This window comes from Aeoliella straminimaris, from assembly GCF_024054565.1.
GTDB classification, from domain to species: Bacteria; Planctomycetota; Planctomycetia; order Pirellulales; family Lacipirellulaceae; genus Aeoliella; species Aeoliella straminimaris.
In genome coordinates this window covers 33,118-47,852 of sequence record NZ_JAMXLR010000089.1, presented here as the reverse complement: position 1 = coordinate 47,852, position 14,735 = coordinate 33,118, and the positions used below count along the sequence as shown (strand labels likewise).

The following is a 14,735-nucleotide window of genomic DNA, read 5'->3' as shown; positions in this document are numbered from 1 at the left end:
CTCGGGTTTTCTAGCCAGGAGGCACGCGTTCGAATCTCGTGCATCACTGTGGTATTGGGCAGCGACCATCGTGGCCGATTGTTGGTAACAGTTAATTGGCAATCACACAAAACCGTGGTGGCGACGCTGCCCGTCGTCACCACCACGGAATGCTTGGCCGTAGCCTACCGCAGCGGGCGACGGCGTAACGTGATGATTCCGACAGTCGCCATCGAAGCGAGAGCCAGGAAGACACTACCGGGCTCGGGTACCTGAACACTGGAAACTGCGCCAGACATGACCACCACGCCTCGGCGAAGTACGCCGTCTTGCGAGTACATGAATTCCAGCGTCTCGGCTCCAGATCCTGTGTAGACCGTGCCAAGTTCCCAGGAGCTGCTGGCAGCGAGAGTCGAGCCCTCTTCACCCAGGAAGTACTCACGCAACTGCGTGTCGTTAGAAGCGCCTGTAAGTTCCGTCCAGCCAAGGCCTTCACCCGAGCCGGTGGCACCAAAATTGTCTTTCCACAATTCGTAGTAAGTGGAGTCCACAGTCCCGCCCAAGGCGGCGCTGTTTGGAAGTCCATTGGTGCTACCAAGATTATTTCGCCACACAGTGTAATCGGCAATATCAACAGTTCCATCTTCGTTGAAGTCACCGTCTGGATTGCCGGTATCCGTGTCGATTCCTTGGTCTTCTAGACTGGTCCAGTTCGAGGTGTTGAACGTACTTGCCGTGTTGCTGGTGATGAAGTACGCATCGATGTTGATGTCATCCGAAACGTTGGGGTTTTCAATGGACAGTGAGTTGTCGCCACCAACAACCATCTGCAGAGGTTGTAAACCTTCGCCCAGGAAACTGGACGCCTGATTGGCAATTTCCGTGGGACTCAAGCTCGCGCCGTAGAACTTGAGGCGAGCCATGTCGGCATCGGGCAGATAGCCATTGCCACCATCGCGACGAGCTCCGATTGCAAAGTCCGAGGCGGCAACCGCAGTAACAGGGCCGCCAAAGCTGAGGTCCAAATCGTTGGCCACCTCAACTCCGTCGAGGTACAGGCGCTGCTCGAACATGTTGCTGCCGAGGTCATTCACCACAAAGTGGACGGTGTGCCACATGTCGTCGTTGATAGCGGGGCCCAACGTGCCGACGTCTGTGGCCGCGAGGCCGGTGCCGGCGGCGATGTGGGCTTGCCCGTCGCCATCCTGCTGAACCAATCCCAGCACCCAGTCGCCGACGCCTGCGTTGCCAATTTCCTTGCCGACGAACCCATTGAACAGCCAGAATTGGTTCTCACCGACGTTCGGAGCCAGGGCACCCGCACTTTCAGGCACGCGCACAACAGCGGCAATCGTGAAGTCACGTAGCCCGGCGAGAGGATGTGCCGTGTTGTTGACGTCAAATGACTCGTACGAAAAGTCGATCCAGTTGGCATAAGGATCTAAGCCGATCTGACCCTCGGTCTTTACGGGAACGCCGCCGTTGTTCGATTCAGCCAGGTTACCTCCGGAGAAAGCCGGAATTCCCGCCGCAGAGTCGATCCAAGAATCGCCGTTCCAACCGCCACCCAAGTCTTCGCCATTGCCGCTCCAGGCTGACGCGTCCCAGTCCATGATTACCTGTGCCTGAGCGGACGGAGCGATGGCGAGCGACAGCAGGGCCGCAAAAAGGACAGTCAACTTGCTGCGATACACGGAAAGGTTGCTCCTCTTCGAAATAAGTAGGGCCGCCGCGGCCAAACCTGCCAGAGCGAGAGTCGACGGTTCGGGTACCGAGGCACCGCCAATGATTGCTTCCAGAGCACCCGCTCCGGCCAAGGCGTTGAACTGACTTTTGAAACTGCGGAAATCGTCATAGTCTTGCAGTCCGTCGAAGTTCAAATCGCCAACGCGGCGAGCTTGGGCTTCGGTCAGTCCGCTGATGTTGGTGTAGGCATTAGCTGCAAACACGAACCAGTCGTCTTCGTCCACAATGCCATCGGCGTTCAGGTCGATGGGAGAGAGGGCGTCGCCGGTGTAAACAACTTCCAATGCGGTCATGGTGCCGTCCGACATCTGGCCAATCGCCTGAATGTCCTCAACCGTCGACTGGAACCAAGCACTTCCGATACTGGCTCCATCGGAGTTGGCAGGCAGCGTCACGGCGGCTCCGCCGGTCTGCATCAGCTCGGTGGCTGATTCCGTGTTGGTTGTCCACGATCCATCGATCGTCACATTGTTGTCCGTATCCAGCCCACCGGCGTTGGAAGTAAGCGTGTAGGACGTAAGCTGAAGAGCCGAATCGGTCACATTGGTGAATTGCACTTCGCCTGTGCTGCGATCGATCGATACAACAGGGATCAGCGCCGCTACGGGGCCCTGAGCGTTGTTAGCGGTGACTTCGCTTTCGGTCAACGCGTGGTCGTAGATATTGATTTCATCATAGAGCCCGTCGAACAACGGGTCGCCGCCCCATTGGGCACGTCCGAACCAGTTATTGTTGTCAATCAGTTCGGAATTGCCGCCGGAAAGGATGTCGTTGTTGAGGTCCAGATCGGCCACGATCGCTTCCTGGCCGACCATTGTGCCGTTTAGGTACAGAGTTGCCGTACCATTGGGACGTTCTGCCGTAGTGGCCGAGTGGTCGAGAGTGAACACCACGTGGTGCTTCACGTTGGTTGGCAATGGTGGTTGTTCAGGATTGGGGGGAGCGGGAACGAACTGCTCGGCACCTGAGACATGGGTGGATCCACCGAAATGCCCGGAGCCGGACTGGCCGACGCCAATCACGTACGATGTGCTACTTCCGCTGTCGGAAACACCCGCTCCTCCCTCGCTGGTGCCGATGTCCCATAACCGAGCCCAGTTGCGATTCTGCGAGACCGTGACCCACATTTCGATGGAAGCGGCACCGTTGGCACCTCCAAACGCGGCGTTGGAGAAGGCAAAGTCGTCCAAGTCAAGAAAGATGCCCGCGGCATCGACACCGATGCCGTCGGCGCCAGAGCCCTGGCCGTTGTTGGCGCTCAGATCAACCTGCCCACCGACGATGCGTCCCATGTTGGTAGGGTCGACGTAGGTAAGCCCTGGGTTGCCTATCGAGTCGCCGGTTGCTTCGTCGGCGAACACAAGTCCGTTATTGGCAACTCCATCGTTGAATGTGTATTGGTAGACAAGTACCGCCTGCACATGGTCGGTCAGACACACTGCCACTGCCAGGCAAGTCAACCTGAGAAAGCTCTGTAACATCTTTTCTCTCCACCTTTAAATTGTCGACTACTGCTGAAGATTCTATTTGGCTAGACTTCGAATTATTCGCTCATTACCAATACCGGATCGATCATGACTACCTCGTCGTGATCGAGTTGCAGATCGCTGTCGGTAACTGCGACGGTTACAATCCGACTGTGCGTTCCAAGCTCAATTTCGATCTGCTGATCACCTTGATACCAATCGAGTCTTGGCACCGTGCACCGTTCGACTCCATCGACAAAAACATGCACGTCTACGATGCTGCCTCTTCCGCCTCTGCCGTTGAGCACCGTTCCGCAAGATGCGTCGACATTGGCCAGCGTGCAGCGAAAAGCGCGGACAGCGCGGCCTTCGACGGACTGAATGGTGTGGGCGTCGAACGAAATGCCCACGTTGGCGTGCATTCCCACAAGCCCCAGCCGGCATTCGGCCAGCCGCTCGCAGACATTGCGGGTTGCCCCCAGGCCCCACTGTTCTTCTTCGTCCCCCGATCGTTCTAATACCGCGTGCGACCAGTTAGGCACGGGACGCCGTGCCCAGATGGCACTCTCGGTGCGGCTCAAGTTGGCCGGGAAATCGACGGTGTTACCATACGAATCGATGCGAGTGGGCATGTCTCGGCGGTGGGGAATAAACACTCCGTCTACGAATTCGTTGTAGACTGCGAAACGGAACCCCAATTCGTCTGCCATCCGCGACTTCCGCAAAGGCTCTTCGTCGACTTTGCCGCTGTTGGGATCGAGCGCCCCATAAAGTCGATGAGACAATCCAACGCCGCCAATGATGGCATCCACCAGGCTGATCTCGTTGGGCGGCATGGAGCTGACAGTGCGCTCCGGCAAAGTTCGCAGAAACTGCTGATTGTCCACTCGAGAAGTCAGGTCGGGCACGCCGTCGGCCGACATTCGCAAGCTCATCCCCATGGTCAGCCGGATGGGTGATGCGGTGCGTCGGGAGGCGACCGATGGGTTGACCTCCACTTCGCCATCGAACACGCAGACGTCGGTGGCCGCAGTGTCGCTCACGGCCACACCGAACTCGGTGCCCAGGTCGATCACGTCGGCGCTGGGCGTAGTCAGTCGGAAGCTTGTCATTTCGCTGCCGGAGACGCGGCCAGTCAACTTGCCTGCTGCCAGGTGACCGCTGGACGGTCCAGTGGGCGTGAAGCTGGCAGGACCGTGTAGGATAATGGTGGCGCCCGTGAAGTACTGGAGCCGGAGCAGGCCTGACTCCACGGCGATGCGCTCACCAGTGCCGACTCGCAACCCAAAATCGAAGGGAGCGGAGTCGCCTACCCAGCGGACGTCGTCGGTGGCGTCGACCACCTGGGCAATGTATTCAGTCGCGACCACAGTGATTGGTGGCTGATACTGGTCGGATCTGGGGGGCAGAATTTTGTCGTGAGACGTGGCAGTCAGATTTCCTTGGCCCTGCCGCAGAGCAATCACGCCGACGGCCACGAGCAAGCAGGCCGCGATAGCGACGGCCAACGAAAGCCAGGGCTTGCGACGCGCAAACTGGGTGGCACTCGATTCGGCCCGAGTATTTCGAACAATCATCCGAGTGACTTCGTCTTTAGCCAACTGCAATGCAAGCGACTGGCAGGAGTCAACCGGTTGATCCAGAGCATGCCTATTGGCTTCATTCGCCTGCTGCGACCAGCTGTGCATCCCTACGGCGACGTACATCATTCGCACGTAGATTTTGCGAGCCTCCTCGCTGCAGTCCAGGTACTGGCGCAATTGCTCCTTCTGGGCATCGGTGGCCGCATCATCACACACATCGTGGACCAGTGACTTGACGGTCCGCACTTCGCTGATGGTCAATGGTCGATCGACAGCCATCAGAAGCCCTCCTGGCGGGTTGTCTGCTCGATGCAACGCATCAACACGTTCCGGATTCGCTTCAAGGATTTGTACACCGCCGACTTGGTCTTACCGGTCCAGGTGGCGAGTTCCTCAACGGTCTGTCCGCTGGTGTAACGACGCTGCACAAGGTCCTTGTCGTCGGACACCAGTTTCTCAATGCACCCCTTGAGTGCGGTACGCTGCACCTCGAGCAGAGGGGCTTCCTCCAGTTGGGTGGCGGTAAGTCGTTCGATGAGTGCATCGTCGAAGATCAGAGAGGTCCCCACCCGTTGCTGGTGAAGTCGGAGCGACTGGTAGCGGGCGATGGTGCAAACCCAGCGGACGAAAGATTCGTCGGGGGTCTCGTCGGTGTAGCTAAATTCCCCCAGCTTTTCCCAGGCCACGAGCAGCGAGTTTTGCACCACTTCGTCGATGTCGCTGGTCGAGGCGAGCATCGTGGCGACGAAACCACGGAATCGCCACTCGTATTTCACTACGAGTTGGACGAATTGACCCGCGGATATCGCCTGGCTTTGGGGCATGCGTACGCACCAATTCGAAAAAGTAAAAACCGAGGCAGCGCGCAGCTCGCCGCTTCGCCGCAGATCTTCGAAAAGTACCGACCTGTTCGACTGCGTTCAGGACGAGGGAAACCCTCTATGAGCAATACTAATGGGGGCTGCTTATTCGACTAGAATCTTCGAATTTTTAGAAATATGAAGGCTGATTGCCCGAAGCCTTCGGCATACCGGCGGAAATGCTGGGCATAATTCGCGGTAAACCGCTAGCTGCGCGGCCCGCTCAGTGGTGGCACCCCCGAAGAGGTGGTTTCGGGGCACCCAGGTGATCTTCGAATAGCCGATAGTTCCTTGAGCTTTCCATGCTGGCAGCGGCAGCCACAGCCAGTTGCAGTGGGGCCCGCGGCGGCTAGACAGTGCCGGTCGCTACGCGATAGGCCTGCGCAATTTCGCGTGGTTCGGTAATCGTCACGTCCATATCGTTAATCAGGCCGTCTTCCAGGCGATAAATCCAGCCATGAACGGCCAGCGATTGTCCCTGTTCCCAGGCGGCCTGCACCACCGATGTGTGGCATACATTGTGAACCTGCTCGATGACATTTAGCTCGCAGAGTCGATCGAGTCGAATGGCGTCGGGCTGGATCGTGGAGAGGAGCCCCTCGTGTTTCTGGCGAACATCGCGGACATGTCGCAGCCAGTTGTCGATGAGGCCCAGGTGGTGATTCTCGCTGGCAGCCTTCACGCCACCACACCCATAGTGGCCGCAAACAATAATATGTTTCACCTTTAGCACCGCCACGGCGTATTCGATGACGCTTAGGCAGTTGAAGTCCGTATGAACAACGACATTGGCGATGTTGCGATGTACGAACACCTCGCCCGGGTCGAGGCCCACGATCTGGTTGGCGGGCACCCGGCTATCTGAGCAGCCGATCCACAGGAACTCGGGGGACTGCGTCTTGCTAAGGCGTTCGAAGAAGGTCGGATCGGACTTCGTGACATGGTCAGCCCACTTGCGATTGTTGTCGACCAATTCGGGTAGTATGCGCATATCCTGCTCCGCCGTTAGTATTCAGCCAGTTGGTTCAAGCCCGCCATGAGCAGGCGGCTCTATAGGTTAACGGGCCCCATCATAGCAGATGAAGCTGCCGGTTCGCATCACGGGCTGGTTTGCGGCGTGTACATTGTACCGCAGTTGGAAACTTCTCCCAGTTTCGCGTCTCCCCCAGATTCCCGGTTGTTTGGATCGCTACAAGGCAGGCTTCCCGGTCGGCCAGTCCCGACTTGATCCCGTTGTCTGTTCCGTCGTACTCGGCCTGCGCAGCATCCAACATCGAGGCAGCGTCGGCGATCCTCGTCGCGGGGCGATCGACTGGAGGATCGCGGCAGCCGCCGCCGACGCCGATGTACTCGCTGCTTCCGTCTCGAGCATTGGGCCGAGGTGGACTGCATCGTGGAGAATCTTTGTGATGCGAGACGATCACGCGTGGCTGCGAGATGGCGAGAGTTGTGTTCTGTTCTCAAGGAAGGATTGCGAGACCGACGGTAAAGACAAGCAAAACGCCATCTCCACTAAAGCGTGAAGATGGCGTCAATAGCTTCCCGTTCGTCACTGGCCACGACAACTTGCTCGGGCTGCCCCTCCGAACGTATTGCCGTCACCATGCCACACGGGGAGATTTCTGTGACGAAGTGAGCGGTGACTAAGCGCGACGTCCGAAGCGAGTGCCGAAGGCTCCGATCACCACCAGGGCGATCATCGTCAAGGTCGAGGGCTCGGGCACTGCCACTGGGCTCGTAGAAGCACTTAGCGATCCGTAAGCGGTGCCGAAGTTGTCCTTCCAGATTTCGTAGTCGGCTGTCGTTACCACGCCACCTGCACCGTTGAAATTAATCGCAGCGGCATTGCCGCCCAAGTTGTTACGCCAAACGACGTAGTCAGCGATGTCGACGAATCCATCGGCATTGAAATCGCCGGGGTCCTTGACCGATGGGGGGCCGACGTAGCGGACGATGCCATCGTACATCGAGGGAACGCCATTGGGATTCGCCTCATTGCCGAGGTTCATTTCGGCGAAACGAATCAGCACGTCTTCCGTGGCAGCGTTGACATTGTAGCCGGTACCCAGCTCAATGCTGGCTCCAGCCGCAAGTAGAGTGGTGCCCGGGTAGGTTGCCTCGGTAATGTGGAACTCGTCCGAACCACCGCCCAACTGCCAGGATGGGAAGGGGTTGCCAGCCGCACCGGTCAGTCCGAGGTAGCCGGTGGTATTCAGCCCTCCCAGGGGGCTCTCGATCTCGATCGAACGCAGGTCAAACGCCTGGGCGCTCGTGCCATTATTTTTCAGCGTCATTACTCCCGTTTGGCGGTCGATTTCGAGCACAACTGGCGAAGGACCATAAGCGAAACGGAATTCGGCCCCGCCTATGTTGTTGAACTGCTGATCCACCGATACCTCGGAGATCGTGAACTGCATGGCTGCATACTGGAAGGTGAATTGGTCTTCCGTGGCGTTGCCGAGCGGATAGGGTCTTAGAAAGCTATCCAGCAGGCGCGAATCGTCGCCATCGATATGGAACGTGGCGTCAGGGGCGGTGGTGGGAAGCTCGTTGTTGTCATCACCGAACGGCGTGTCGCTAAACCAGAATTCCCACGTGCCCACGCGGTCGGCTTTAGGGAGGTCGCCATCGCGTTGAGCAAATGAAAACGCGTTAGCGGTTATTTGTGAACCGTAGTCCATGTAGACCTGCTGTGGGCCAACACCCTGGCCAGCGTAAGAACCGCCGTTAAAGACATCCGGATTGACGTTGTTGTAGTCGCGATTGAAATGTTGAATCGTCAAGTTGGGATAAATGGGGTCTTCGATGGTGAAGTCATCGAATAGGTTTTCCACGCCACGATTGACATTGTCAGGGGCGGAGCCCGAGTAGGTAGTGGGGATTCCCAGGCTGGTGTAGGTCTGAGCTTGCGATTCACTCACGACGAGCATGCTCAGTGCGGCCAAGCCAAACGCAACTGCGCTGCCTCGGAAGCGGCGTGCCGCCAGAACGAACCCACCGGCCAAAACGAATAGCAGGCCAGTGCCAGGCTCGGGCACTGTTGTGGAAGGAGAAAGCAATGCCTCCAGACCATTGGAAGCCCGGACAAGCATCCAGAAGTCGTCCAGGTCCGAATCGAAATCGCCATCCAGGTCGCCCTTCAAATAGGCTTCGGCAATCGAGTCGCCGGTAAACGTGCCACCATAGTTGGCGATGAACAGGTTGTAGTCGTCGAGGTTGATTCCCCCGGAGGAGTCGAGGTCGCCCAAGTTGGCAGCGGCGGGGGTAAGTTCCACATTCTCTGCCAGGAGGATTCCATTCTCATCGTAGAGTTTGAGACGCAAGTCATTGTAAGGTGTCGTTAGGAAGATGCTTCCCAAGCTCACGGATTGGCCAGTAGTGAGCGGAAGCCCGCCACCACCAATAGTCTCGGCAATCATCGAATTGGAGGGAGTTCCATCGAGAGTGCCGATGCCACTGAGTTCGCTGGGGTCAAGGCTGCCATAAATCTGCGACGTAATCTCGTAGCTTCCGATGGTGACATTGGCGTCAGCCTGGATGGTTACTTCACCGGACAACGCGTTCACCGAAAGAGTCACGGGGTCGCTCTCAAAAAACTCGACGTCAGCAATCTGCATCGCACCGGTGTTGTTGGGGTCACGCAGTGTTGGAAAGACCATCATATACGACGTGTAGGCATCGCCGTTTGGATTGTTAATGGAGATCTTCGGGCTGGGAGTGTACCGGGCCACAGGCAATCCGGTGTTGCCACTGAAGTCGCCCTGGTCGATCAGTGTCCAGTCTTCCAGGCCGCCGTTGCTATGGTTGGGACTCGTAACGGCATCGTTGGTGCCGTACAACTGCCAGGATGCTGGATCGCGTTCTTCGAAGTCGTTGGCCGTGGTGATACGGAAGGACTCCAGTACGGAGGATCCGTAAGCGGGTGTAACGATAAAGCCGCTATTAGTGTCACCCTGGTTCAGGTACTTGGTTCCCGAATCACCGTCCAGAATGTTCTCCGGCGCCTCGCCAGCGGGATAGGCGCTATCGCTCGTAAGGTTGGGGACAGGTGGCAGGCGAATGGCGAGTACGTTGCTCGGATTCGTTGCTACGTCGACCCCTGTTCCGTCGGTCGACGTGTAGAAGCTCATCTCTCCCATCTGCAGCGAATTGGCAGTGGCAGATTGAATGGTCGGAAAGATCATCCGGTAGGAACTGTAAGTGCTGGAGTTGGCAAACGAAACGGGATCCGAAAGCGTATAAGTGGTTGCGGGAACCGTCAGATCGCCCTCGGAAATGAACGTCCAATTCTCTTCGTTGCCAAGGCTGTTGTTGGTGCTGGTGATGAAGTCATTGGTGCCCCAGAGTTGGTACGAAGTGGGGCTTCGTCCCAGCTCATCGTTGGCCGTGGCCCAGACGAAACTGTGAATCTCGGAGGGAGACTGGGGAGTGACAATAAAGCCAGAATACTCCTTGCCAAAGTTGAGGTATTTGGCGGCGTAGCCAACGTAGTCGGCTTCGAGATAGAGGTCGTCAAATAGCTTTGGGGCGGTCTCTTCGGCGGGAGTGTTGCTACCCGAAGTGAAAGTGGCATCCAAGTCGGCAGCCTGAATGGCATCGCCCGGGGCCAGGATGTTCAGTGCCCAGGCGGTATTGCTGAATTGACAGGCACTTAGCAGCAGTGCACATGCGAGTAACCAATGATGCATCCTCATTGAAACCAACCTCTACTTATGTAGCCCAGAAGTGATGATATCTTTTACCGTTCCGCCCAGTTTGATTGCACGCAACATTCCCTAGCCTCCACTGTGAGGAGTGGTTGACGTGGCATCGAGGGAATTGAACTACCGGCTTACCAAATGTTGACTTTGAGTATCTCGCCACCATCGCTACGGTGACCCATCTGCCGGAAGACCTGAGGATCGATGTCGAATTCGACCATGTCCACCGATCCATCGCACATCGAGAAGAGACAACCACCAGCGTGGGGAGATCCAAAAAGTTCTCGGGGGATGGCGAGTGTCAGTGGATTGATGCTGCTATTGGTAGAAGACGCATTGGGAGCGAGGTCCGTGACATCGTCCGTATCCTGGCGAGGAGTATGCGTGTTTTTTCTCCCGTTGTAGTACGTAGAGCGCACCATGTCGTCCTGGAAGCCGGTGTACATCGACCAGTCATCAGCATCCCAATGTTTCTCACCCTGGTAGACCTCAGGTGAAACCCAGCGTTCGCCGAGCGCGATGGTGTTAGAGAGTCCGTCGGTGATCTGCCGAAGCTTCACGGCGGTTCCACAAAAGGTCACTCCGTTATACTCCTGCGACTTGGGGGGCCAAGAGGCTGGCAGCGTGCCGTAGTTGGACGGACTGTGCGATTGACAGAAGCCATCGTAGCCCGTCATGTCTCCCACATTCATGGCATAGTCGCACTTGGCAACCGGGTCGGAGGCGTAGGTGGTCACTCCGCCGGCTCCGTCGCCGGTTTTGGGGTTTTCCCAAGCGGTGGCAGGAAAGGGACCGCCCTTCCGGCGAGAGGGACAATTGGTCGCGGACACCACCGTTGCGTCGCGGGAGCCGAGCGCTTGAGCACGTGCCGTACCGGAAAGTCCAGCGCCCAAGTCGCGGAGATCTGGTTGCTCCAAGTAAGGCAGGATGCTGAAAAGCCATCCCCCTGGCTGGTCTTTGCCGGTACCTCGGTCAGGATCGCCAGTCCACGACCCATACCATCCGGACGAAGGAAGCCGACCGGTAGTCGACTCCAAATTCACTATGCCGAGCGTAAGCTGCTTCAGATTGTTGGTGCACTGCGTCCGCCGAGCAGCCTCTCGAGCTGCCTGAACGGCAGGCAACAGCAACGCTACGAGTATGCCAATGATGGCAATCACTACTAGTAGCTCCACAAGGGTGAAACCAGGGAGGCTATGCTTGGCGGAGCTGGCATGGTGGAAGGGACGTCGACGCCAGGCATCTCGAGGGGAAATCGGCACTTGGTTCTCCGTTATTGGGAGGGGAGTTAGCTCACCAATGGGTTGGCTCGGAATAGCTTGCATATCTGCTGAGGAACGGACTGACTGAGGCGAGGAAGACGCTGGTACTCCCCGCCCAGGTCCGCCATGAAATAGAGCCAAGTTTGAATTAGGAACTGGAAGCAAGGGCCGACAGGCCTCTTGCCCTCCACAGTTCACTCACACGCCACCGTACTTGGCCGACGGCCGCGTTGGCCCAATGCGCTCAACACGACCTAGATATGGTCAAACCGGTAGCGCCGCCCTCGTTCCAACGCGTAATTATTCCGCACCTTCGATTTTGGTTACGTTCCACCTGTCAGAAAGCGGAAAAAAACTGCTTGGCGGGTATTCCAGTCGCGCGAAGGCCGGTTGTCCGCTGCGCCGTCTGGACGGTGAATGTTGAGCAGTAGGGTCAAATCTTCTATTGCTCCACTTATGGGTGATATGGAAGTCTACTGCTGGTGACGGTTCGCCCGCGCGGAGCTGGTCGTGAAGTGAGCTTTGCGGTTAAGCGCCGGTACTGCAATTGACGGCTATGGGTAAGCACATCATTCGAGTTTCAATAGCCGTCCGATGACATTCACGTCTTCATTGTTGTGATGAATGGGATCGCCGGGGTGGTCTTCGAATCCAAACAGGACATGACGCTCTCCGCCAGCAAAAACGCGAAAGGGGCTCGCCGACCAGTCGCTCGGCTCTTCGCCTTCTTCCGCTTTCTGGCGATGGAAGGACTGGAACTCATAAAGCACCGGTTTATCAGACAGGTTACGGATGGCAAATACTCCAAAGTCGCCTTCGGGTTGGTTGCCCGATTCATCCGGTTCGTTCGACTTCCTCCAGATGATCCGCTTCGACGGCAATTCTACAATCTGAACCGAGTTCAATGTGGAGGAGTTGCAGGCCGTGGACAGAATCAGCTCATGTCCCGGCGTTACTTGAAGCTTGCAGCCAAGTCCAACTTTCTCCGCGAAGGCCTCCTCCTCTTGAGGGAGGGGCAAGTAGTTTACGATGCCGGCGCCGAGAGGATTCTCGGGGGACTCGGGCGAGGTGAAGTGCACCGTCATCATGACGTCGTTGAAATCGTAGTCCGGCTGGTAGTCCACGGGCACGGGGCCATTGTATCGTGCTGTACCGCTATCGTCCCAACCGACCACGGTGAGATCGTCACTAGACAGGCGGACGCGAAAATCGCTTTGATACCAGCGGCGGTCGATGGTTTGTCCCGGGAGCATGTGGGAGCCGACGAAAAGGAAATATTTTGTTTGGTCGCTTGGGTTGTACTCCGAGAGGTAGCCGATCTTGCCCAATCGCCTTACCGGAAGGTTGGCGTTTTTCTCGAACAGGTTGTCAAAGGTGGTCCAACCGCCAGCCAACTCGCCTCGCTCGTCGAGTTCTACGATGCTCAAAGCATTTTGATCGTGTGCTGTGGTGTCGATATAGATATCCATCTGCTGTCCGGGCTCGAGAGCGATAAGGTAGCCTCTCTCCGGCGTGCCCTCTTCGCGATGCAACAGCGCCGTACCAGTGCAGGGTTTGTAAACTGAGCCAGTGAAATCGGATTTGCACGGTAGCTCCATGCTTTCGATCGATTCGGTGCGGGTGATGTTGCTGACCAGATTCAGCGACCTGCGGCTATTAACCATCAAGCCATTGTCGGTTACTTCAGGCGGAGTGGCTGCCGGATCTTTCGTGTCGGGCGAGGCTGATTCACCTATTTTTGCCGATTCAATGAGGTCCGCCGTGGGCACCGAGGGATGCTCTGGTGTGGGGGTGCTCCAGCTGGCGAGTTGTCTGCCCTGGCTCGACCAAATTGCCACTACGGCTCCGAGCAGGAAGGAGCAGGCGAGTCCAAGCACATAGCGCCAATCGTATTTCGGCTGCCAGCGAGCTGGCGCGAGAGATAGCGGTTCGAGGCGATCGCCATACTCCGGGGGCATGCAATCGTCCGTCAGACCGGGAATGAGTGGACTGATGGATGGGTAGAATTGGCCGCTGTCACAGCCCAATTCCGGGTGAAAGTACTTAAGCTGGTTCAGAAGCAGCAGTTGATGGCCGAGCCGCGTAGCATAATAGTCCTGCAGATCGCTGCGATCGAGCAATAACTCTTCAAAGTTCTTTACCTTCGCTTCGTCCAGATCCCCATCGGCCATGACGGCCAAGAACTCGTCGATGTGTAGCTTTTCGGTATCGTTCACAGTGTTCACCAATTGCAGGTGGAGTAGAGCAGGCTGTTCCGCCCGTGTTACTTTGAGTGGTTCCATCCAATGGCGTTCAACAATCTAAAGTGCCCCGCTAGTTGCCGGGCGACTTTTGTGCGACTTTCCGCTCAATGCAATCCAAGAGCTTGCGGCGGAGTCGCATAAGCTGCACCTTGATGGCCGACTCTTTTTTTCCAACCTTGCTCGAAATTGCCTGAATCGAGCAGCCTTCGGTATATCGTTCGTACAGTAGTCGTAGGTTGGCGCCGCTGACCTTGCTCAAGCAGTGACGCAGAGCCGACTTCTCATCGGCCTTTTTCTCAAATGCGTTTTCCCGACTTGCCAGCTGGGAAACCATGGCCGAACTGAAAACCACTTTCTCGCGTTGTCGATCCCGCAAGTACGATTGCACTTTCCAGTAGGCCACCTTACGAGACCAAGCGGAGAAGTTCGTGCCCGGAGTGAAATCCGATGCCTTGCGCCACAGGGCGATGTTAGTTTCTTGCAAGACGTTGTCGGCTGCGTCTCGATTGGGCAGCAGGGTGAGGATGTAATGCTGCAGTCGATGTTGCTCGGCAATGAGCAACTGGACGAACTCCTCATCGGCACCGGATGGCCTGTCTTGCTGGTCGTCTAAATTCATCTAGCGTCGCGTCCCCAATTGCCAATTTGGTGGTGGTTAGTACCGCCTTTAGTTGGAGCGCCCCGTCATCTGAGCGAAAACGAGGCCAACACTCGGCCGACGAATCATGTTCGCGCCTTCTGTACCGCCAGCAAGTTTGTATTGCGATGGGTGCATACACCTACGCATTCTACTATTCCATGGTGGTAGCAGGAGGTTACATAATTCTGGGCGCCTGCTGGAAGTATTTGCCTTCGACTTGCTCGGTGAAACCACGCATGCGGGTATCTGAGCGCGG

Annotated in this window: 8 protein-coding genes; all 8 read right to left on the bottom strand. The window is 57.0% G+C overall.

Going from position 1 to position 14,735, the window contains the following annotated elements; genetic code table 11:
* Positions 1-164 precede the first annotated feature (164 nt).
* Positions 165-3,206 (bottom strand): LamG domain-containing protein, encoded by a 3,042-nt coding sequence (locus NG895_RS24620; RefSeq protein ID WP_252855207.1) that lies wholly within the window; start codon positions 3,204-3,206, stop codon positions 165-167.
* Positions 3,207-3,268: 62 nt separating this feature from the next.
* Positions 3,269-5,053 (bottom strand): FecR family protein, encoded by a 1,785-nt coding sequence (locus NG895_RS24615; RefSeq protein WP_252855206.1) that lies wholly within the window; start codon positions 5,051-5,053, stop codon positions 3,269-3,271.
* Complete coding sequence (locus NG895_RS24610; protein WP_252855205.1) at positions 5,053-5,598, bottom strand: sigma-70 family RNA polymerase sigma factor; 546 nt, start codon at positions 5,596-5,598, stop codon at positions 5,053-5,055. The genes NG895_RS24615 and NG895_RS24610 overlap by 1 nt, the downstream gene beginning before the upstream one ends.
* Before the next feature lie 385 nt (positions 5,599-5,983).
* A complete protein-coding gene (gene can / locus NG895_RS24605) occupies positions 5,984-6,625 on the bottom strand; it encodes a carbonate dehydratase (protein WP_252855204.1) in 642 nt (213 codons plus the stop codon).
* A gap of 652 nt (positions 6,626-7,277) precedes the next feature.
* Positions 7,278-10,328, bottom strand: a complete 3,051-nt coding sequence (locus tag NG895_RS24600) for a PEP-CTERM sorting domain-containing protein (protein ID WP_252855203.1) — start codon at positions 10,326-10,328, stop codon at positions 7,278-7,280.
* A 137-nt stretch (positions 10,329-10,465) separates the two neighbouring features.
* Positions 10,466-11,494 carry a DUF1559 domain-containing protein gene (locus NG895_RS24595; protein ID WP_252855202.1) on the bottom strand — a complete coding sequence of 343 codons (1,029 nt, stop codon included), beginning with the start codon at positions 11,492-11,494 and terminating at the stop codon, positions 10,466-10,468.
* 671 nt (positions 11,495-12,165) lie between these two features.
* Entirely contained in the window at positions 12,166-13,812 is a 1,647-nt protein-coding gene (locus tag NG895_RS24590) for a hypothetical protein (protein WP_252855201.1), read from the bottom strand.
* 97 nt (positions 13,813-13,909) lie between these two features.
* Positions 13,910-14,458, bottom strand: coding sequence for a sigma-70 family RNA polymerase sigma factor (locus NG895_RS24585; protein WP_252855200.1), 549 nt, complete (start codon positions 14,456-14,458; stop codon positions 13,910-13,912).
* Positions 14,459-14,735 lie beyond the last annotated feature (277 nt).